The sequence below is a fragment of the Nocardia sp. Tas62D01 genome (genome assembly GCF_055232035.1).
The window spans coordinates 3,867,221-3,886,850 of the sequence record NZ_JBUYUZ010000001.1 but is presented as its reverse complement, the minus strand read 5'-3'; the positions used below and the strand labels follow the sequence as shown (position 1 = coordinate 3,886,850).

Genomic DNA, 19,630 nt, shown 5'->3' with positions numbered 1-19,630 from the left:
TGCCGCACCCATGTGCTCGCGGACCACACTATCCTCGTTGCGCAACCATTCCCCAGAACACCTGATGAGTCGGCAGTTCGTGCCTGCTCGACTCATCGAAGCAGCAGAAGAAGGAGATGCAGTGGAGTTCGACGTCACCATCGAGATCCCCAAGGGTTCGCGCAACAAGTACGAGGTCGATCACGAGACCGGTCGGGTTCGGCTCGACCGGTTCCTCTACACGTCCATGGTCTATCCGGCCGACTATGGCTACATCGAGAACACCCTCGGTGAGGACGGTGACCCGCTGGACGCGCTGGTCCTGCTGCCCGACTCGGTGTTCCCCGGTGTGCTCATCGAGGTACGTCCGGTCGCGATGTACAAGATGACCGACGAGGCCGGCGGCGACGACAAGGTGCTCTGCGTGCCCGCGGGCGATCCGCGCTGGGACCATATCCAGGACCTGGCCGACGTGCCGGAGTTCGAGCTGGCCGCGATCAAGCACTTCTTCGAGCGCTACAAGGATCTCGAGCCAGGCAAGTTCGTCAAGGGCTCGGAGTGGGTCGGTCGCGCCGAGGCCGAGGCCGAGGTGGAGGCATCCATCAAGCGGCTGCAGGACAACGGCGGCCACTGAGTTCACGGTGCCCGATGCCGAAACAGCCTCCGGCGCAACGACAAAAGCGGGAAGTCCGGTGCGTACGAACTTCCCGCTTCGTCATTTCGGTGTTGCCACCACCTCAGTACGTCCTCCGGTGGATTCACCGTCGCGCCGCCCGCGAGCGGCCTTGGGCCGCAAGGCATTCTGCAGTGCAAGGGTGAGTGGCTGCATCAGGTTGCCGAGGCCGAAACCGGTGCAGGCCCCATACTCCCGCACCCGCCCCCGCGGCTCCGAACGCGCGAACCTGCCCGCTATCCGTGACATCAACGAATCCAACTCGGCCACAACACGATCCAACACCACGAACCTATAGTGCGGTATGATTACCGGCCCGCACAGGGCTCCCGGGACCGGCTCCACGACAGTTACGCTGCCGGGGCTCCAGTGGCCACGTGGCCGGCAATGTTCGCTACGCCGGCTGCGATCGCATCCAACGTCGGGCGGCTCTGGGGACCGAGGCCGTGCCGTTCTCCGATCCATTCTGCATCGTTGTAGGTCAGCCACACCTGTCCGTGCTCGTCCTGCCAGGCCAACGCCTTGACCGGTAGATCGATCCCCGCGGTCTGCCGATCCTGCATCAGTGGGGTGCCGCCTCGCGGATTACCGAAGATCAGCAACTCGGTCGGCCGCAGCTCGAAGCCAACTTCGGCCGCATTCGCGGCGTGATCGATACGCGCGAACACCACAAGGCCCGCCGCCTCGACCGCCTCGGAGAACCGGTCGACCGTCTCGCTGACAGTTCCACAGCACGCGACCGTCACCAGACCGCTGTCACTCACATTCGCTCCACAACACTCGACTCTCGTGCGGCGAGGCCACACCGATGGCACTCCGCCACCGCACCCCGACCCTAACCACGGACACCGACAACCATATGCCGACAGATCCCCAACACTGAGTGCCGTTGCAGTACTAACAGATTCGTCAGCCGAAGTTATAGAACCTGTTCCGCAATCGCGTCGGCCGGTGACCGACGGCTTACGCGCCTTTGAACTGGGGCGCCCGCTTTTCGAAGACCGCCTGGATGGCCTCGGTCAGGTCCTCCGACGGCAGGAAGGCCGCGTTCCAGGTGGCGACGTAGCGCAGGCCCTCTTCCACCTTGCCCGCCTTCGGCTGGTCGAGCACGTCTTTTACACCCTGCACCACCAGCGGCGGGTTCGCGGCGATCTCGCGCGCCAATGCGTGCGCGGCGTCGAGTACCGCTTCCTGATCCGGGTACACATCGTTGACCAGGCCGATCTTCTCGGCGCGCGCGGCGTCGATGTCCTTGCCGGTGAAGGCCAGCTCGCGCAGGTGGCCCTCGCCGATGATTCCGGGCAGCCGGTGCAGCGAGCCGATATCGGCGACGATCGCGACCTTGGCCTCACGCAGGCTGAACTTGGCGTCGGCACTAGCCAGCCGGATATCGGCGGCGGCGATCAGATCCAGGCCACCGCCGACACACCAACCGGAGACGGCGGCGACGACCGGCTTGCGGCAGTCCGCCACCGCGGTCACCGAGGCCTGCAGCCTGCGGATGTCCTTGAGGAAGGAGGTCCGCGCCGCGGCCAGCGAACGCTCGGCGATGAGCGGGCCGAACAACCCTGCCATCACGGGCAGATCCAGCCCATAGGAGAAGTGCTTGCCCGAGCCGGTGAGCACGATCGCACGCACCTGCTCGTCGGCGTCCAGTTCAGTGAAGATCCGCGGCAGCTCGTCCCAGAAGTCGGGGCCCATCGCATTGCCCTTGCCGGGACCGATCAGGGTCACCTGCGCGACATGGTCCTTGGTTTGGACGGTGAAAGCCTGCCAATCAGTCATTCGACCAGCGTATCCAGGGCGGCACGGCCCGCTACTCCGGATCCCGGAAACCCGGCACGCGACCGGGACGAAGCAGTCCGCACGGCATGTTAAGGCTTTGCAAAATCGGTGCGTCCCACTGGTTCACGCCGCGCACCAGCGCCCATGATTGGACCAATCAGCAAACCCGCTCATCGAGCTCGGAGGTCATCGTGCTGATGCATCAAGGAATCGGCCTGGACCGCTTCAATACGATCAGTCGCGGTCGTGCCGTTCACGCTCTGTTCGAATGCTGCTGCAACGTCACCTGGGCGGCCAAGATCGCCGACGCCCGCCCGTTCCCCGATCGGGACGCGCTGCTGGCCAAGGCCGATGTCGAGCTGCTCGCGATATCCCAAACCGATCTGGATCGCGCCTTCGATGCGGTTGTGCACGAACAGTTCTCGCGGCGCAGCGTCACCGAGTTGGCCCGCATCACCCGCGCGCGAATCGACAGCATGTTGGGGCCCACCGACGGCTACCCCGCCTACTGACCGATTCGCTCGCCCGGCGTACCGCCCACAATCGCTCTACCCTTGTGTCATGCGCGGGTCCCTTCCACCAGTCGCATGCCGAGTCGCGGACACCCTGATCGCGCGCGGACATCACGGCGTCATCGTCACCCAGTCCAACCCAACCCCCACCGCCGCCGATGCCGCACGGGCACTCGGCGTCGATGTTGGCGCCATCACGAAAGCGCTGGTGTTCCTGCTGGACGAGGATCCGGTGCTGCTGCTGGTCTCCGGTGCGCACCAGGTCGACCTGCGACACACCGGCGAACGGCTCGAAGGCAAGCTCACCCACGCCCCCGCCGAGATGGTGCGGGAAGTCACCGGGCAGTCGATCGGTGGTGTCGCCCCAGTCGGGCACCCCACCAATCTGCCGACCTGGGTTGACACCGCACTGTCCGGGCATCGTGAACTGTGGGCCGCGGGCGGACACCCGAACACGGTGTTCCGCACGTCTTTTCGCGAACTGGTCCGCATTACCGCCGGACTTCCGATCGACGTGGATTGAATCGCGGCCCGCCCGCCGACTGGGTTCCGGAGCAGCGCAAAATCACCGGACGAACATCAATCGAACGCGCCCGCCCACGGGCCGCAATCCGGGCGTAGTTTCGTCATGTGACCGAAGCACACCGGCCCGCCACCGATTTCCAGATCCCCAACGATTTGAGCGGCATCACCGCCGAGCAGTACCGCGCCTCCATGCGCCACTACCCCGCGGGTGTCACGGTGGTCACGCTCTGCTCTCCGAAGGGTCCGATCGGGTTCACCGCGACCTCGTTCGCGTCGCTGTCGTTGGAGCCACCGCTGGTCTCGTTCAATATCGCGCACACCTCGTCGAGCATCGCGGCCCTGCTCGAGGCCAATTCCATAGTCATCCACTTCCTCGGCGAACACCAGCACCACCTGGCCCAGCGCTTCGCGCGCACCGCCGAGGAACGCTTCGCCGACCGCTCCCTGTGGACCACCCTGGACACCGGCGAGCCCGTGCTGCACGGCACCCCCATCTGGGTCCGGGCCACCATCCAACAACTGATCCCCATCGGCGACCACACCCTCGTCGTCGGCCTGGTCACCCGGGTCCACGACAACACCGACGAGAAGCCCGCCGCCGCGCCGCTGCTCTATTACAACGGCCGCTACCACCGCCCGACTTCGCTCGGCGACTGAAGCACCGTCGATCGAGTCGCGCCCGGACGGTCGACATTCGGTGGTCAGCTGGTCGGTCTGGGTTCGGACTTGCCCGCTCGAGTCGGTCGCTCATCGGGGGCTCGTCCCAGCGGCTCCGGTTCCTGCATTTTCCAATCATCGACCCGTCCACAAGTCGAGCTGTGCGGTCGCGCGAGTCGATCACGCAGCGCCGCAATCGAATGTCGACCGAAACACCGAACACCCCCGCCGCCGACCCGATCAGCGGCGGGCCGTCTGTAGCGCCGAGCTCGACCCGAGACGGTCAGCCGATCAGGCAGGGTGCCGCGCCGGCCCCGGAATCGGTGGTGGAGAAGGGACGGGTCTCGGGGGTGGGATTCCAGAGGCCGTCGGTGGTGGCGTAGTCCCAGGTGGGGCCGGACTCGACGAGGGTGGCGACGGCGTTGACGAGGCGGTCCACATCGGCGGAACTGGTGCCGAGACCGATGCTGGCGCGCAGGGCGCCGTCGAGGTCGAGGCGGGCGAGCAGCGGGTGGGCGCAGAAGCGGCCGTCGCGGATGCCGATGCCGTGTTCGGCGGAGAGGTACGCGGCGACGTGGCCGGGGACGAAACCGTCGAGGGTGAAGGCAACGATGCCGACGGTGTCGGGGCTGTCGCTCCAGATGCGCAGCAGGTTCACACCGGGGATGGCGGACAGCCCGGCGCGGAGGCGGTCGGCGAGCAGGCGCTCGTGGGTGATGAGGGTCTCCGGATCGATCGCACAGAGCGCGTCACAGGCGGCGGCAAGGGCGGCGGCTCCGAGGACGTTCGGCGAGCCCGCCTCGTGGCGCTGCGGGGCGGGGGCCCAATCGGCGCGGGTGGTGGACACCTCGCGGACCGCGCCGCCACCGGCAAGGTACGGCTCGGCTGCGTCGAGCCAATCCCGACGGCCGACCAGCACGCCGGCACCGAACGGCGCGTACAGCTTGTGACCGGAGCACGCGAGGTAGTCGATCCCGGTGTCGCGCAGGCTGATTCGGCGATGCGGCGCCAGCTGAGCGGCATCCACCAAGATTCGAGCGCCGCATTGGTGGGCGATGGTGGCCAGCCGCTCCAGCGGCAGCACCTCGCCGGTGACATTGGAGGCGCCGGTGATCGCCAGCAGCGCAGCAGGCTTGCTGCACAGCTCGGCGATGAGCAATCGGATGGTTTCGTCGACAGTGTCGGCGGCCCGAACCACGCGGCGCCCGTGCCTGGTCCACGGCAGGAAATTCGCGTGATGCTCGATATCCAGCACCACGGTGTCGCCGGGGACGCAGGCCGCGAGCAGGTTCAGCGAATCGGTGGTGTTGCGGGTGAACACCACCACCTGGTCGTCGGCGGCGTCGAGGAACCGCGTCACCGATCCGCGGGCGGTCTCGTAGCAGTCGGTGGAGATCCGCGAGGCGTAGCCTGCACCGCGGTGCACGCTCGCGTAGAACGGCAGCAGCTGCTGCACTCTGTCGGTGACCTGCGCCAATGCCGGAGCACTCGCGGCGTAGTCGAAGTTCGCGTAGGTGGTCGTTCCGCCCTGGACCAGCGGCACCCGCAGGTCGTCGCCGGAGACTCGGGCGAGGGCGGCACAGATCTTATCCGCAACAGCAGTCATCACGAAATCCCGTCAGCTATGGGACCCATAACCAGGGGCTATTCGAGTCCGCGCTTGCCGCGCCCGGTCGGGCGGCGGCCAGGTCGTCACCTGGAGCACCCCACCGCGGAGGAGGGTTGCCGACCAGCTAGCCAGGGCTTGATGCTGGTACTCATGACCTGATCCGAGATTGACAGACGCACCGTGCAGCTGTCAATCAGCTTCGAAAACCCGACCCAGCGAGCGCGGCGCCGCCGGGCACTATTCTCGCACGTCAAACCCAGTTGCGGAATGTCTCGAGCTGCTCCCGCCTCGATGCGGAGGAACGACAGAGCCTGCATCGGCTGGCGCTCAAAGCCTCGGTTACGACATCCCATCGCGATAACGACAGCTGAACAGACCGACCGACCGGTTCAGTAGACCGCAAAGGGCCGGTACCGCGGGTACCGTGGACTGTTGGTCACCATGGCGTTTGCCCATTGGTAACCCTCTTGTGAAACAACACTCGTGAAGCGTTAGGCAGGTCTATGAGAGGTGGGCAGGACGTGATGCTGCAGCCGCAGGTCGACGCCGTGGCGGGCGAGGGCCCGACGGCAGGGAAATCAGCCCCCGACCCACTGCTGGGCACCGCACTCGCCCCGCAGGCCAGGACCCTCGTCGACATCTTGGCCAGCACCGCCCACACCCACCCCGACGCCGCCGCCATCGATGACGGGCGCGTCGTGCTCAGCTACACAGAATTGCTGGCCGAGATCGAGGCCGGAGTCACCCGGCTCACCGCGGCGGGCGTGCGCCCGGGCAACCGGGTCGGCGTGCGGATGCCATCCGGCACCCATGAGCTGTACGTCACCATCCTCGCCATCCTGCACGCGGGAGCGGCCTACGTACCTGTCGACGCGGACGACCCGCAGGAGCGAGCCCGGCTGGTCTTCGGCGAAGCCCGGGTCACCGTGATCGTGACGGCCGCGGGCGTCGAGCCGACCGCGGCGGGCGCGGAACCAACCGCGGTGGGTTCCGAGCCGAACCGCGACGCGCCCACCCCCGCCGACGACGCCTGGATTATCTTCACCTCCGGTTCCACCGGGACACCGAAAGGTGTTGCGGTCACCCATCGCAACGCCGCCGCGTTCGTCGACGCCGAGGCGCGACTTTTCCTCCAGGACGCCCCGATCGGCCCGGACGACCGGGTGCTCGCCGGGCTCTCGGTTGCCTTCGATGCCTCCTGCGAGGAAATGTGGCTGGCCTGGCGCAATGGGGCCTGCCTGGTGCCCGCGCCGCGCGCCCTGGTGCGCACCGGAGCGGACCTCGGCCCCTGGCTGGTGCGCCGGGAGATCAGCATCGTCTCCACGGTGCCCACCCTGGCCGCGAGCTGGCCGGCCGAGGCGCTCGACCCGGTCCGCCTGTTGATCTTCGGCGGCGAAGCGGTGCCGCCGGAACTCGCCGAACGCCTTGCCGGGAACGAGGATTCCGACCGTGAGGTATGGAACACCTACGGCCCCACCGAAGCCACCGTCGTCGCCTGCGCGGCGCTGCTCGACGGCAGCTTCCCGGTCCGGATCGGTCTCCCGCTGGACGGCTGGGATCTCACCGTCGTCGACCCCGCCGGAAATCCGGTGGGCGAGGGCGAATCCGGCGAACTCGTGGTCGGCGGCGTCGGCCTCGCCCGCTATCTCGATCCGGCGATGGATGCCGAAAAGTACGCTCCCCTACCATCACTCGACTGGGAGCGCGCCTATCGCAGCGGCGACCTGGTGCGCAACGACCGCGCGGGCCTGGTCTTCCTCGGCCGCGCCGACGACCAGATCAAGCTCGGCGGACGCCGCATCGAGCTCGGCGAGATCGACAACGCACTACAGCATCTGCCCGGTGTCACCGGAGCCGCTGCGGCGATTCGAACCACCAAGGCGGGCAACAAGATCCTGGTCGGCTACCTGACCGGCACCACCCCCGACTTCGACATCACGGCAGCCAGATCTCTACTCGCGGAACAACTTCCGGAGCCGCTGGTGCCCCGGCTCGCCATCGTGTCCGAACTGCCCACCCGCACCTCGGGCAAGGTCGACCGGGACGCGCTGCCATGGCCGCTGCCGAACGCCACCGAAACCCCGAGCCACAACCTCACCGAAACCGAGCGCTGGGTTGCCGGACTGTGGGATTCGATCCTCGGCGCCGAAGTCACCGGCCCCGACATCGACTTCTTCGACCTCGGCGGCAGCTCGCTGGCGGCCGCACAACTGGTCACCGCGCTGCGCGAGCGCTACCCACGCGTCACTGTCGCCGACCTCTACGACCATCCCCGCCTCGGCGCACTCGCCGAACTGCTGGACGAGACCGCTCCGACGGCCGCCACCGAAATACGCACCGTTCGTCCGACCCCGCTCAGCGCCCAGTGGATCCAGGTGCTTGCCACCATCCCGCTGTCCACCCTCACCGGAATGCAGTGGCTCACCTGGCTGGCGATCGTCGGGAATATCGCGGGCTGGTCCGGCTCGCTGCCGTGGCTGCCACACCTGTCCTGGTGGTGGACCCTGGCCGCGTTCCTGCTCTTCATCTCCCCACCGGGCCGAATGGTCATCTGCGCGACCGGCGCTCGGGTACTGCTGCGCGGTGTCGCCCCCGGCAGCTATCCACGCGGCGGATCGGTGCACCTGCGCTTGTGGGCGGCGGTCCGGCTGTCGGAGGCCAGCGGAGCCGAAAGCCTTTCCGGCGCACCATGGATGGTGCCCTTCGCACGAGCGCTCGGCGCGAAGATCGGCAATGGCATCGACCTGCACACCCTCCCTCCGGTGACCGGAATGCTCGAACTCGGTGACGGCTGCAGTGTGGAACCCGAGGTCGACCTGTCCGGCTATTGGATCGACGGCGATGTGGTGCACGTCGGACCGATCGTCATCGGCCCCGGCGCGGTAATCGGCGCGCGCTCGATCCTGTTGCCCGGCAGCAAAATCGGCAAGAACGCGGAGATCGCACCCGGCTCGGCGGTATCGGGCAAGGTCAAGGCCGAGCAGGAATGGGCGGGCTCGCCCGCGACGAAAGTCGGTAAGGCCCAACACCGCTGGCCCGACCACACCCCCGCGAGAGCCGCGCACTGGGTCGCGATCTTCGGCGTGACCTCGATGGCGCTGGCCGCCATGCCCATTCTCGGCCTGGCCGCAGGCGGCGCGTTCATCGCCTGGTTCATTCGCGACGCCCGCACCCTCGCAGGCGCGCTCGGCCGGGGCTTCGCGATCCTGCCCGTCGCCACCCTGCTCAGTCTGATCGTCCACGCGGTCGCGACCGTGGTCGCGGTCCGGCTGCTCGGCATCGGCCTAACCGAAGGCCACCACCCGGTGCGCAGCCGCGTCGGCTGGCAGGTCTGGGCCACCGAGCGACTGCTAGATTCGGCACGCACCTTCCTGTTCCCGCTCTACGCCAGCCTGCTCACCCCGCTGTGGCTGCGCCTGCTCGGCGCGAAGATCGGCAAGAGCGTCGAGGCGTCCACGGTGCTGCTGCTGCCGAAATTCACCACAATCGCCGACGGCGCGTTCCTCGCCGACGACACCATGATCGCCAGCTACGAACTCGGCGGCGGCTGGCTGCGCATCGGCGATGCGAAGATCGGCAAACGCGCGTTCCTCGGCAACTCCGGAATGACCGCGCCAGGACGGCGAGTGCCGAAAAACGGTCTGGTCGCTGTGCTGTCCGCGGCGCCGTCGAAGTCCAAGGCAGGCTCGTCCTGGCTGGGCAGCCCGCCGGTCCGATTGCGTCGTGCCTCAGGGTCCGGCGATACCGAGCGCACCTTCGATCCGCCGCTACGGCTGAAGGTGGCCCGCGGCATCGTCGAAACCTGCAGGCTCATACCGGTACTGGTGAGCTTCGCCATCGGTCTCGGCGTTCTGTTCACGCTGGCCTGGACCGCGCAATCAATCGGCTACCTGGCCGCCGCGCTGCTCAGCGGGCTGGTGCTGCTGGCCGCGGGCGCGGGCGCCGGTGCGAGCGCGGTCACCGCGAAGTGGTTGTTGGTCGGCCGAATTCGCGCCGAGCAGCATCCGCTGTGGAGTTCGTTCGTGTGGCGCAACGAGGTTGCCGACACCTTCGTCGAGACCGTTGCCGCACCATGGTTCGCGCGCGCCGCGACGGGTACTCCGGTGCTGAATCTCTGGCTTCGTGGGCTCGGCGCGCAGATCGGGCGCGGGGTATGGTGCGAGTCCTACTGGCTACCGGAGGCAGACCTGGTGACTCTCGGCGACGGCGCGACCGTGGAACGTGGCTGCGTGGTGCAGACCCACCTCTTCCACGATCGGATCATGGCCATGGACACCGTCACCCTCGGCGCGGGCGCCACCCTCGGGCCGCACTGCGTCGCACTGCCCGCGGCGAGCATCGGCGACGGCGCGACCATCGGCCCCGCTTCACTGGTCATGCGTGGTGACACTGTGCCGCCGTCCACCCGCTGGTGGGGGAATCCGATCGCGCCGTGGTCCAGTCCGGCGCCGACGCCGAGCGGGGCCGGAGCGGCCAGCTGATGCCGGGCAAGTTCTACGAAGAGCCCGTCGATGAGTACCTGCCGCAGAACGGAAATCACGGCTACCGGGTATCGCGGTACGAGCTCGACCTCGTCTACAAGGTGGCCAGCAACCGGCTGGCAGGCCGCGCCGAGATCACCGCGGTGACCACTGCCATCCGGCCGCGGTTCGCGCTGGATCTGTCCCAATCGCTCACCGTGTCCAAGGTGTTCGTCAACGGTGCCAAGGCCGCGAAATACAGCCACCAGCACGGCAAGCTGGTCATCACCCCGCAGCAGGGAATCCCCGCGGGCGGGGTGCTCTCGCTGGTGATCCAGTACGCGGGCTTACCGAAGCCGGTGCGCGGGCCGTGGGGTGAAGTCGGCTGGGAAGAATTGACCGACGGCGCACTGGTGGCCAGCCAACCCAATGGCGCCGCGGCCTGGTTCCCCTGCGACGATCACCCGAGTTCCAAAGCGAGCTACCGGATTTCGATCACCACCGACACCCCGTACTACGCGCTGGCCAATGGAACCCTGGTGCGCAAGCAGACCAAGGCCAGCCAGACCACCTGGGTGTACGAGCAGCCCGAGCCGATGTCCAGCTACCTGGCCACCATCCAGATCGGCCCATACCAGAAGCACCGCATCGCCGCACCGCACGGTTCAGTGCCGATGCAGGCCGTCATTCCGGCCCGGCTGCGCGCCAACTTCGAACACGACTTCGCCCGCCAGCCGCGGATGATGGAGGTCTTCACTGAACGGTTCGGCCCTTATCCCTTCGAGGGCTACACCGTCGTGGTCACCGACGACGACCTCGAAATCCCTATCGAGGCACAGGGCATTTCCATCTTCGGCGCCAACCACTGCGACGGCCGCCGCGGCGCCGAACGTCTTGTCGCACACGAACTGGCACACCAGTGGTTCGGCAACAGCCTCACCATCCGTCAGTGGCGCGACATCTGGCTGCACGAGGGCTTCGCCTGCTACGCCGAATGGATCTGGTCGGAGGCCGCGGGCGGTCCGACCGCCGATCAACTGGCGCGCGCCGCCCGGCACAACCTGTCGCGGGAGCCACAGGACATCGCCGTCGGCGACCCCGGCCCGCGGCGCATGTTCGACGACCGGGTCTACAAACGCGGCGCGCTCACCCTGCACGCACTCCGCCTAGAACTCGGCGACCTGCCTTTCTTCGATCTACTCCGGGAATGGACCAGCCGCTACCGGCACGCCTCGGTCAGCACCCAGGAATTCACCGACCTGGCCGGTCATTACAGCAATGTCCCGCTGCGCCCACTGTGGGACGAGTGGCTGCGCGGCGAGCCACTGCCCCAACTACCGCCCTACGGCGGGCTCTCCACGGGCGCCTGACCATCGGCTCAGAACACGAGGTAACGCTCGGCGAGTTCTTCGACAAGGGGATGGTCCGCGGCGACGCTGTCGAGTGCTTCCAGGTCGGTCTCCACCGAGAGCTGCCGCGTATCTTCCTGCTCGGAATCCGGTGTGCCGTCTTCGCCGAGCTGGCGCAGTAGCTTCGCGCGGACGCGTTCCTTCAGTGAGTCGCTCATATTCGAAGCTTGCCCGGTCTGCGCCGGAGGAACCACACGTGCCACATCGAACCCGCCGCGAACAGCGGTGAATTCTCCTAGACGGGAGTCAGCCAGGTCCCCCACGGCGTATTGCGCACCACCGAATACACCGCGAACAGGGCGAGCACCACCCACATCGTGCTGCGTTCGATCCTGGGTAGGCGCATCCGCTGACCACGCCAGGCACGCACTGTCCAATCGCAGATCAGCAGCACGAAACCGAGGACCAGCGGCACCGCGAGCACATTGCTGTGCAGCGAATCGATGATCTGGCCATCGGTCAGATTGTGCATCGCCCGCAGTCCGCCACATCCGGGGCAGTAATACCCCGTCAGTCCGTAGACCGGGCAGATTCCGTAGGAGCCCTCGTCGTGCGGATCCCGGAAGTGCAGCAGCACCACGGCCCCGATCCCGACGCCCGCAACGAGCAGCGGTACTCCCAAAGCGCGCCACCCCGAGCGATGCGTACCTTCCGGTTCAGGGTGCGCTGCCGGACCGGATGCCGCGTGCGTGGTCTCCACAAGCAACAACGGTAACCGTGGGCCACCCGCCACCGCCACTCGCGGAATCGCGCTCCCGTCGCTGCGCGCTGTGGAGATCCGGCCGCTATCCCGCCGTCGTTGCGACGGCGACGGCCGCGCGAAACCGCACCGGATAACGGTGTCCCTCCGCACTCCGATATCCACGGTATGGCGGTCGTCGCCCGATGTTTCTTCCATCAGGACTGTTCGCCCGTCCGAATATCGGGTATCCACGTGAATAAGCCAGGTTTCCGGCACCGAGCGCTTGCACTAGCAAGCACCTTGCTTGCACGGTAGTGTGGCGGCGGACACAAAGGAGTGCTCTGATGCTGGTGAAGTCGATGAAGACGCTGGCGGAGGCGCGAAATGGCGCCCTCACCGCCGCCTACCGCGCTGGGCTGCGATCGCGCACCTATCGGACGGCATCGCTGAATACACCCACCGCCCCGCATGAGGTCATCCCCGTCACGACCGTCGACGGCGCGCGCGTGCGGGTGCATGCCTACGGCCCCGCCGACGGCGACGTGATCGTGCTGATCCACGGCTGGAGTTGCAGCATCGAGTACTGGAACCCGCAGATCAATGCTTTCGCCGACCGGTATCGCGTGGTCTGCTACGACCAGCGCGGCCACGGCGAAAGCCAGCTCGGCTCCGTCGGCCCGAGCGCGGAATCGCTCGCCGACGACCTCTCCACCGTCCTCGACGCCGCCCTGCGCCGCGACCAGTGCGCCGTATTCGTCGGACACAGCATGGGCGGAATGACGTTGCAGGCGTGGGCAGCTCGCTACCCCGAGCAGGTCCCCCGCCGCGCCGCCGCCGTAGTGCTGCTCAACACCACCTCGGGCAATGTCATGGACGACAGCGATGTGCTCCCCATGCTCAACAAGCCGCTGACGATCGCGAGCAGGCCCGTCACAGTGTTCGGCGCGGCCGTGCGCCTGCCCGCCTTCATCGCCGAAACGGTGCTGACCACACCGGTTCCGCTGCCCGGAGGCTGGCCGTCGAGCGCGATCTTCAAGGACCGCGTGATGTCCAAGGAAGCCACCGCCGACGAGGTGAACTTCGCCTTCGGCGTCGTCCGCTCCTGCCGCCCACTGACCCGCGGCCGCCACGCAGCGGCACTTGGCATGGTCCAACTCGGTGACGCCGCAAAGCATCTCACCGCGCCGACCACCGTCATCGCGGGCAGCAACGACCACCTGCTCCCCGAACGCATGTCGCGCCTGATCGTCGAAACCCTCTCCCGCACCGGCTATCTCGCCGACTACCAGGTCTGGCCCACCGGCCACCTGGGCAATATCGAAGCCGCCGACCGCTTCAATGCCGAACTGGAACAAATCATCCAGCGCACCAGCCACCGCACCACCGCCGCAGGCTGACAACTGTTCTCCTGAGCCGGTCTACGACACCCGGTCCAGGAGCAACACCCTGATGACCGCCGGTCAGGACTCGAGTTGGACCAGGTAATCCGGATCGGAAACGGGAAGTCGATCTCGACCCCGTCCGGATTTTCGTAGGGTCCATTCCCTTCGCAGACGACCAGCGCACACAGTCGGAAGCACGACCCGGCCGGCGCGGGAAGCGGGAACTCTCGCAACGGCGTGCGGTCCAAGACCGTGCTGACCGAGGTCGGTCCGGTCGAGATCGAGGTGCGCCGCGACCGCGGGACAGCTTCGAGCCGCAGATCGTCAAGAAGCGGCAGCGTCGGCTGAGCGGGGTGGACGAAATGGTGCTGCCGCTGGCTGAGTCGGCCGAGGTACTCTCGGCGGCGGCCGACGAGCTCAGCACCGCCGCGTCGGCGCACACCCGCGACGAGGTCGCCACCCCTCCGCAGGAGCCAAGGCGGCCCGTGTCCTCCAGAGATCGCAGATCCCGCCGGGGCTCTCGCGCTCACCAGGGTTCCTCGGCGAGAGCGTCGAGCTCGGAGCCGCCGCGAGTCGACCGTTACTGTGCAGGCCATCCGATCACGTTGAGGACTGCGACGGGGTCCAGGTAGTCCCGCCAGTGCGTGACTTTGCGGTCCTTGATGGTGATCACAGAGACGAAGTGGTTGTCGTAGGTCCGCCCGGTTTGGACTGCCTGCCCGTGCACCGCATACTCGAGCACGATCACCGACGCCTCATGATCCCGGTGAACGGCCAGTTCGTCTGCGCTCCGCAGGACCATGTTGCTGCCGTAGCCGCAGTAGAGCTCGGCCACGGCCCTGCGTCCCTCAACCCGTCGTGGGTATCCGGGAACGGAAATCACGTAGTCGAAGATTACGTCTTCGGCCAGGAGATCGAACAAGTGCCGTCCGTCAACGAAGCCTGCCAGTCCTTCCTCGATGATTCGCGGTCCGGCGCCGCGTAGTCGCCGAATTCGTCGATGGGCGTGGTCACTTGGCCGCCTGGAGGGGTCCATGCGTGTGCATTCCGCCGGGCGAAGTCGGGCAGCGCAGGAGTAGATCCCCGACCGCGTTGCAGCTATGTGCACACGAGGCTGTAACACAAATTGCGTTACACTGGGAGATATGGGAAGCCTGAACGTACGCACCGACGACGCGATGGAAAAAGCACTGGCCGAACTTACCGCGGCGCGTCACACCACCCGGTCCGAAGCTGTCCGCTACGCCCTGCTGCATACCTACAAGCAACTGCTGTTGCAGCAGGCCGACGCCGACGCGCAGCGACTCGCAGACGAACCCGACGACCAGGCCGAAATACTGGCGATCCAGCGGTTCATGGGCGTGGCGTGATCTTCCGGGGGGCAATCTACGAGATCAAGGCCCTCCCCGGCGCATGCGGGCACGAACAGCAGGGCCGCCGCTACGCCGTCATCATCCAATCCGACCGGTTCGCATCCAGCACCGTAATAGTCGCCATGACATCCACCAGCGCTGGACCCGCCGTCTATCGACCCGAAATCGAATTCGACGGCACCAAGACCCGCATCCTCGCCGACCAGATCTATACGGTGTCACCCGAGCGCCTCGGCGACTTCAAAGGCAGCCTCGACGGTAATGAACTAGCCGAACTAGACCGCGCCCTCATGCTGAAACTCGGTCTGCTGTAGCTCATCTGGGCTAACCGCCCCATCACTCTCGACCGAATCGGCCTCGGGTACTTGATGGCCAGGTTGATGGCCACGACACCGTCCATCGAGTTGCCCATCACCGAGGCCGAGGAGATGCCGAGGGCGTCCATGAACCGGATCACCGACGCGCTGGCGGTCAGCACCGGGTGCCCCTCGACCGGGTCACTGACGCCGAAGCCCGGGAACTCGAGCACGTAGCAGTGGAAATGTTCGGCGAAGAACCCCAGGTTGCCCCGGTAGTTGCGTCACCCGGTGACGCCCGGACCCGAGCCGTGCAGCAGGATCAGCGGCGGACCGTCCCGGCCTCGTGGTGGCGCAGCACGCCCTGGTCGGTGCTGATGTCCCTCTTGGTGCCTTCATATGTCACGTCCACCCCGTCAGGGTAGAACGTGTTTCATTCAGTTGTCATCTGCGGAGAAGGCGACACGAGTGAGGAGCACCACCGCCGTGATCGCGCCGATGAGCAAAGTGGCCGCCGCCCAGGCCCGGTCGGAGGCGCCGGGGATGGGTGAGGTGGCCTGTTGGTAGATGAAGGTGCCCAGCGATTCCTGCGGTCCACTGAACGGGTTGTGATTGATGCTGTCGGAGCTGCCTGCGGTCAGCAGCACCGGTGCGGTCTCCCCTGCGATGCGGGCGATACCCAGACCCGCGGCCGTGATGATGCCCGAGCGGGCGGTGGGGATGGTGATACGCAGCAGAATGGTCCCCGGGTTGAGCCCGAGTGCCATACCGGCTTCGGTGATTTCGGCAGAGACGCTCATCAGCGCGTTCTGCGTTCCGACCGCGATCGGAGGGACCGCGAGCAGGACCAGGGCGACGGCCGCCGCGCCACCGGACGGACCGGCTCCGGCGCCGACGACCCACAGGCTGTAGACGACGAGCCCGGCGACGATGCTGGGCACGCCGGCGAGCAGGCCGATGGCCGCGCCGACGAACCGTGTCGCCGACCGGACGGCCGGGACGCGGTGCGGATGGGTGAGGAAGACCGCCGCGCCCACGCCGATCGGTACAGCGAACAGCCCGGTGAGGAGCAGCTGTTCGGCGCTGCCCAAGATCGCGTGGGCGCCGCCCCCGACCGGTCGCAGCTGGCTGGTGCCGCGCATCGTATGCGTCAGGAACAGCCCGGTCACGTGGGGCAGCCCGAGGTAGAGCGTGTATCCCAGCAACAGCCCGAACGTGATCGTCACCACCCCGGTGCCCAGCCGGACGAGGGTACGCATGGTGCTGTCCACCGCCCGGTGGCGGTCGAGCGCGACCCAGGCCGCCACGTGCTCGGCGAGGACATGGGCGATGACCACCACCACAACGGTGGACATCACACCGCGGGTGAGGTCGACGGCATTGACCGTGACCGCGGCGCAGCAGGCCACGCCTGCCGCGATCAGGCTGCTCAGACTCGGCCTCGCGGGCCGTCCGGTTGATACGTTCACCCCTGCCTCCGAGCGGCCAGAGCCGACACCAGGCGCAGGCCGAGGTTGAGGGCGAGCAGGATCGCACCGCTTGCCAACAGGGCGTCGAGCCCGTTGGTATCGGCCTCTTGGAACTGATTCGCGATCGTATCGGCGAGGGTGCTGGCGCCGTCGCCGCGCACGATTTCGACATCGACGGTGAAACTGGCCGCGAGCACCAGGTTGACCGCGACGGTCTCGGCCAGCGCCCGAGACAGCCCCAGCAGCCGGGCCGCCCGCAATTCCGGCCGGGCGCCGGCGAGCAGGACCAGCCGTACCGCTTGCCAGGTGGTGGCGCCCAGGGTGAGCGCGCCGCCCCACAACTCGGTGTGCCGACCGAACGCCTCCCTGGCCAGGGACGCCATCAGCGGAGTGATGATGACGGCCAACACCACCGAGGCAGCGAGCACGCTGCGCCCGGTGCTGCCCGTGGGGTTGGCTAACAGCGGCACTGCGCCGAGATGACGGGACAGCCAGGTCTGCACGCCGACCGACCGCGGTACGAGGAACAGCAGGCCCCACAATCCGACAACGATGCTCGGCATGCTGGCCACCGCGTCGATCAGCCGGGCCAGCAGCCGGCCCCGCAGGCCCGGCGCGTAGACCACGCAGTACAGCGCGACGGCCAGCGACAGAGGGTAGGCGATGAGCAGCGCCAGGCCACTGGTCAGCACACTTCCCCAGACCAGGGCCACGATCCCGTACCGAGGTGGTTGTGAACTGGCGGAGAAGAACCGCGAGGTCCAGAACGGCGCCGTGTCGTGTTGCAGCGCCGGGACGAAGTGCGCGGCCAGGTACGCGCACACCACGGCGGCGGCCCCGCCGACGATGAGCGCGCTCAGCCAGGAGAACGGCATGGCCAGCCGGCTCATTTCAGCGTGGCCACAACGGCACTCGCCTGCTTGGTGATATCGGCCGGCAGTGCCGAGTACCCCAGCAGGGGAGCCTCGGCCTGCCCTGCTCCCAGCGCGTAGTTCAGGTAGGCCCGCAGCAGCGGCGCGTGCGCGTCACCGGCCGTGCAGGTGATCGCATAAGTCGCGGTGACCAACGGGTATCCACCCGACGGGGTCTTGGCCGCGGTGAGGTCCACCCGCACTCCGGTGCTGTCGTTGTTGACGGTGGCGGCCTGGACGGTCGTGTTCACCGCAGCGGCCTCCGGTGCGACGAAGGCACCGCTCGGGCCGGCCACCGATACCAGGGTGTCCTTCTTCGGGACGAAGGAGTTCTCGGTCCAGCCAATCGCCCCGGGGGTCTGGCCGACCACGGTGACGACCGTGTCGCTGCCATTGACTGCCTGCCCGGCCGGCCAGACCGGTGACTGGGTGGCCCCCATCGTCCAGTCCTGCCCAGCGAGGGAGGCGAAGTAGTCGGTGACCACCGGAGTCGTGCCGGCGCCCTCGGTGCGGTGGATCGACTGCACCGCGATGGATGGCAGGTTCGTCCCGGGGTTCTCGGCCACGATCGCCGGGTCGTTCCAACTGGTGATCTTGCCGAGGAAGATCTTGGCCAGGGTAGCGGCGCTGAGCCGCAGGTTGGTGACCCCGGGCAGGTTGTAGACAAAGACGACGGCCCCCGCGGTGACGGGAATCGAAACGGCGGTGGCGTCGGCCTTCAGCCCGGCGCAGTACTGGTCGGCTGTCTTCTGTTTGGTCCCGCTCAGTGCCACGTCCGATCCGGCGAAGTCCACCTGGCCGTTGGTGAGCGCCTGGACACCGGCGCCGGATCCGGTGCCGGTGTAGTTGACCGTCGCGCCGCCGCACGCGGCCTGAAAGTCCGAGATCCACTGCTTTTCGATGTTGAGCCCGAACGTGGACCCCTGGGCCTGCACGCTTCCGCTGGCTCCGGTGCAGGAGATCTGCGGTCCCGAACTGGCGCTTCCGCCGTTGCCATCGGTGCAACCGGCGAGCAGGACGGCGCTCGCTGCCGCCAGCACCCCGACGAACTTCATCATTACGACTCCTCATTGGCTCGACATGCGAGGTTGAGTCTGGTAGACATCTACACATCTACAAACCCTGAGGCGGTGAACAGTCCGTGAACGAACAAGGCCGTGAGGTCAGCCCGCCAGCCGGCGCTCCGCTGGCCAGGCGGGCCGGAGTCGCGCTCTATGAGGAGGTCAAAGCCGATCTCACGCGACGTCTCGTTGCCGGTGAGTTCCCACCCGGTGTCAAGCTGCCGTCCGAGACCAGTCTCGCGCAGGGGTACGGAATCAACCGGCTCACGGTCCGGCGTGCGCTGGCCGACCTGGCGCGCGCCGGCGTGGTGCGCACCGAGCACGGGGTGGGCACCTTCGTCCGGGAGCCGTCGATCCGCCATCGCATCGACGACGGCCGGGTCAGCCTGTCGGAAAGCATGGCCGAACGCGGTCTGACCGTTGTCCACCAGGTCATCGAAGTGACCGAGGAACCGTCGGCGCCGGGACTGCCCGAGTTCCCGCAGTGGCCCGGAGCCACCGTCCGGTTCCGCTACCGCCGAACCCTCGAAGACTCCCCCTGGTCATTGTCGGAGGCAGTGCTGCCCGCGGCGCTGGCCCCGCGGGACTGGGGCGGCCCCGAAAGTCCGTTCGCGCGATTGACCCGCGACACCGGCATCGTCGGCCGACGTGCACGCCGCTTATTCTCGGCCGACGCGGCCACCGCGGAGGACGCGCGGTGGCTCGAAGTCCAGACCGGCGCCCCGCTGCTGATCGTGGCCGGCGTCAACACCGATGCCGAGGGTAACGACCTCGCGCGCATCCAGCACCGCACTCGCGCCGATCGCGCCGAGTACGTCGTCAACCTGCTCTGAGAACTCACGTTAAG

Annotated in this window: 19 protein-coding genes, 2 pseudogenes and 1 riboswitch; of the genes and pseudogenes, 11 read left to right on the top strand and 10 right to left on the bottom strand. The window is 67.4% G+C overall.

What is annotated here, in order from left to right:
- The first annotated feature begins 121 nt into the window (after positions 1–121).
- Entirely contained in the window at positions 122–613 is a 492-nt protein-coding gene (locus ACV7NQ_RS18870) for an inorganic diphosphatase (protein WP_463360859.1), read from the top strand.
- A gap of 389 nt (positions 614–1,002) precedes the next feature.
- On the opposite strand, the gene ACV7NQ_RS18865 is transcribed toward ACV7NQ_RS18870, so the two are convergent.
- Complete coding sequence (locus tag ACV7NQ_RS18865) at positions 1,003–1,416, bottom strand: DUF302 domain-containing protein (protein WP_463360858.1); 414 nt, start codon at positions 1,414–1,416, stop codon at positions 1,003–1,005.
- Positions 1,417–1,615: 199 nt separating this feature from the next.
- Complete coding sequence (locus ACV7NQ_RS18860; protein WP_463360857.1) at positions 1,616–2,437, bottom strand: crotonase/enoyl-CoA hydratase family protein; 822 nt, start codon at positions 2,435–2,437, stop codon at positions 1,616–1,618.
- Between the two features lie 197 nt (positions 2,438–2,634).
- Between ACV7NQ_RS18860 and ACV7NQ_RS18855 the strand changes: the two genes are divergently transcribed.
- From ACV7NQ_RS18855 to ACV7NQ_RS18845, 3 genes are all read left to right on the top strand, one after another.
- Positions 2,635–2,949 (top strand): 2-oxo-4-hydroxy-4-carboxy-5-ureidoimidazoline decarboxylase, encoded by a 315-nt coding sequence (locus ACV7NQ_RS18855; protein ID WP_463365732.1) that lies wholly within the window; start codon positions 2,635–2,637, stop codon positions 2,947–2,949.
- 49 nt (positions 2,950–2,998) lie between these two features.
- The gene (locus ACV7NQ_RS18850; protein ID WP_463360856.1) at positions 2,999–3,472 is read left to right on the top strand and encodes a YbaK/EbsC family protein; all 474 of its coding nucleotides are present in this window, start codon (positions 2,999–3,001) and stop codon (positions 3,470–3,472) included.
- A 107-nt stretch (positions 3,473–3,579) separates the two neighbouring features.
- On the top strand, positions 3,580–4,131 hold the full coding sequence (locus ACV7NQ_RS18845; protein ID WP_463360855.1) for a flavin reductase family protein: 552 nt from the start codon (positions 3,580–3,582) through the stop codon (positions 4,129–4,131).
- Positions 4,132–4,414: 283 nt separating this feature from the next.
- Here the strand turns inward: ACV7NQ_RS18845 and ACV7NQ_RS18840 are convergent, their stop codons facing one another.
- Positions 4,415–5,737 carry an aminotransferase class V-fold PLP-dependent enzyme gene (locus ACV7NQ_RS18840; RefSeq protein ID WP_463360854.1) on the bottom strand — a complete coding sequence of 441 codons (1,323 nt, stop codon included), beginning with the start codon at positions 5,735–5,737 and terminating at the stop codon, positions 4,415–4,417.
- A 45-nt stretch (positions 5,738–5,782) separates the two neighbouring features.
- Positions 5,783–5,896: riboswitch (SAM riboswitch) on the bottom strand.
- 368 nt (positions 5,897–6,264) lie between these two features.
- Here ACV7NQ_RS18840 and ACV7NQ_RS18835 point away from each other — a divergent pair.
- Positions 6,265–10,221, top strand: coding sequence for a Pls/PosA family non-ribosomal peptide synthetase (locus ACV7NQ_RS18835; protein WP_463365731.1), 3,957 nt, complete (start codon positions 6,265–6,267; stop codon positions 10,219–10,221).
- The gene (locus ACV7NQ_RS18830) at positions 10,221–11,570 is read left to right on the top strand and encodes a M1 family metallopeptidase (RefSeq protein ID WP_463365730.1); all 1,350 of its coding nucleotides are present in this window, start codon (positions 10,221–10,223) and stop codon (positions 11,568–11,570) included. Before ACV7NQ_RS18835 ends, ACV7NQ_RS18830 begins: the two co-directional genes overlap by 1 nt.
- Positions 11,571–11,578: 8 nt before the next feature.
- Here ACV7NQ_RS18830 and ACV7NQ_RS18825 read toward each other — a convergent pair whose 3' ends face one another.
- Complete coding sequence (locus tag ACV7NQ_RS18825; protein ID WP_463360853.1) at positions 11,579–11,767, bottom strand: hypothetical protein; 189 nt, start codon at positions 11,765–11,767, stop codon at positions 11,579–11,581.
- Positions 11,768–11,844: 77 nt separating this feature from the next.
- On the bottom strand, positions 11,845–12,231 hold the full coding sequence (locus ACV7NQ_RS18820) for a DUF2752 domain-containing protein (protein WP_463360852.1): 387 nt from the start codon (positions 12,229–12,231) through the stop codon (positions 11,845–11,847).
- A gap of 404 nt (positions 12,232–12,635) precedes the next feature.
- Between ACV7NQ_RS18820 and ACV7NQ_RS18815 the strand changes: the two genes are divergently transcribed.
- Together ACV7NQ_RS18815 and ACV7NQ_RS18810 are read left to right on the top strand one after the other, a co-directional pair.
- Positions 12,636–13,688 carry an alpha/beta fold hydrolase gene (locus ACV7NQ_RS18815; protein ID WP_463360851.1) on the top strand — a complete coding sequence of 351 codons (1,053 nt, stop codon included), beginning with the start codon at positions 12,636–12,638 and terminating at the stop codon, positions 13,686–13,688.
- A 177-nt stretch (positions 13,689–13,865) separates the two neighbouring features.
- Positions 13,866–14,050: pseudogene (locus ACV7NQ_RS18810) on the top strand (transposase); the annotation flags it as partial.
- A 203-nt stretch (positions 14,051–14,253) separates the two neighbouring features.
- Here the strand turns inward: ACV7NQ_RS18810 and ACV7NQ_RS18805 are convergent.
- Positions 14,254–14,595 carry a nuclear transport factor 2 family protein gene (locus tag ACV7NQ_RS18805; RefSeq protein ID WP_463360850.1) on the bottom strand — a complete coding sequence of 114 codons (342 nt, stop codon included), beginning with the start codon at positions 14,593–14,595 and terminating at the stop codon, positions 14,254–14,256.
- A gap of 223 nt (positions 14,596–14,818) precedes the next feature.
- On the opposite strand from ACV7NQ_RS18805, the gene ACV7NQ_RS18800 reads away from it, so the two are divergent.
- Both ACV7NQ_RS18800 and ACV7NQ_RS18795 read left to right on the top strand, forming a co-directional pair.
- On the top strand, positions 14,819–15,043 hold the full coding sequence (locus tag ACV7NQ_RS18800; protein WP_463360849.1) for a ribbon-helix-helix protein, CopG family: 225 nt from the start codon (positions 14,819–14,821) through the stop codon (positions 15,041–15,043).
- Positions 15,040–15,360, top strand: coding sequence for a type II toxin-antitoxin system PemK/MazF family toxin (locus ACV7NQ_RS18795; RefSeq protein WP_463360848.1), 321 nt, complete (start codon positions 15,040–15,042; stop codon positions 15,358–15,360). Before ACV7NQ_RS18800 ends, ACV7NQ_RS18795 begins: the two co-directional genes overlap by 4 nt.
- A 23-nt stretch (positions 15,361–15,383) precedes the next feature.
- Here the strand turns inward: ACV7NQ_RS18795 and ACV7NQ_RS18790 are convergent.
- The 4 genes and pseudogenes from ACV7NQ_RS18790 to pstS form a co-directional block, all read right to left on the bottom strand.
- Positions 15,384–15,754 (bottom strand): annotated as a pseudogene (locus ACV7NQ_RS18790) (alpha/beta fold hydrolase); the annotation flags it as partial.
- A gap of 25 nt (positions 15,755–15,779) precedes the next feature.
- Positions 15,780–16,811 (bottom strand): PstA family ABC transporter permease, encoded by a 1,032-nt coding sequence (locus ACV7NQ_RS18785; RefSeq protein WP_463360847.1) that lies wholly within the window; start codon positions 16,809–16,811, stop codon positions 15,780–15,782.
- Complete coding sequence (locus ACV7NQ_RS18780; protein ID WP_463360846.1) at positions 16,808–17,701, bottom strand: PstC family ABC transporter permease; 894 nt, start codon at positions 17,699–17,701, stop codon at positions 16,808–16,810. Before ACV7NQ_RS18780 ends, ACV7NQ_RS18785 begins: the two co-directional genes overlap by 4 nt.
- Positions 17,698–18,780, bottom strand: coding sequence for a phosphate ABC transporter substrate-binding protein PstS (gene pstS / locus ACV7NQ_RS18775; RefSeq protein ID WP_463360845.1), 1,083 nt, complete (start codon positions 18,778–18,780; stop codon positions 17,698–17,700). The genes ACV7NQ_RS18780 and pstS overlap by 4 nt, the downstream gene beginning before the upstream one ends.
- Positions 18,781–18,863: 83 nt before the next feature.
- On the opposite strand from pstS, the gene ACV7NQ_RS18770 reads away from it, so the two are divergent.
- A complete protein-coding gene (locus ACV7NQ_RS18770) occupies positions 18,864–19,616 on the top strand; it encodes a GntR family transcriptional regulator (RefSeq protein ID WP_463360844.1) in 753 nt (250 codons plus the stop codon).
- Positions 19,617–19,630 lie beyond the last annotated feature (14 nt).

What these genes read in the sequence shown, in the direction of transcription:
- ACV7NQ_RS18860 (WP_463360857.1), bottom strand. Translation starts at nt 2,437, where the DNA reads ATGACTGATTGGCAGGCTTTCACCGTCCAAACCAAGGACCATGTCGCG.
- ACV7NQ_RS18855 (WP_463365732.1), top strand. Translation starts at nt 2,635, where the DNA reads ATGCATCAAGGAATCGGCCTGGACCGCTTCAATACGATCAGTCGCGGT.
- ACV7NQ_RS18850 (WP_463360856.1), top strand. Translation starts at nt 2,999, where the DNA reads ATGCGCGGGTCCCTTCCACCAGTCGCATGCCGAGTCGCGGACACCCTG.
- ACV7NQ_RS18840 (WP_463360854.1), bottom strand. Translation starts at nt 5,737, where the DNA reads ATGACTGCTGTTGCGGATAAGATCTGTGCCGCCCTCGCCCGAGTCTCC.
- ACV7NQ_RS18835 (WP_463365731.1), top strand. Translation starts at nt 6,265, where the DNA reads ATGCTGCAGCCGCAGGTCGACGCCGTGGCGGGCGAGGGCCCGACGGCA.
- ACV7NQ_RS18830 (WP_463365730.1), top strand. Translation starts at nt 10,221, where the DNA reads ATGCCGGGCAAGTTCTACGAAGAGCCCGTCGATGAGTACCTGCCGCAG.
- ACV7NQ_RS18825 (WP_463360853.1), bottom strand. Translation starts at nt 11,767, where the DNA reads ATGAGCGACTCACTGAAGGAACGCGTCCGCGCGAAGCTACTGCGCCAG.
- ACV7NQ_RS18815 (WP_463360851.1), top strand. Translation starts at nt 12,636, where the DNA reads ATGCTGGTGAAGTCGATGAAGACGCTGGCGGAGGCGCGAAATGGCGCC.
- ACV7NQ_RS18800 (WP_463360849.1), top strand. Translation starts at nt 14,819, where the DNA reads ATGGGAAGCCTGAACGTACGCACCGACGACGCGATGGAAAAAGCACTG.
- ACV7NQ_RS18780 (WP_463360846.1), bottom strand. Translation starts at nt 17,701, where the DNA reads ATGAGCCGGCTGGCCATGCCGTTCTCCTGGCTGAGCGCGCTCATCGTC.
- pstS (WP_463360845.1), bottom strand. Translation starts at nt 18,780, where the DNA reads ATGATGAAGTTCGTCGGGGTGCTGGCGGCAGCGAGCGCCGTCCTGCTC.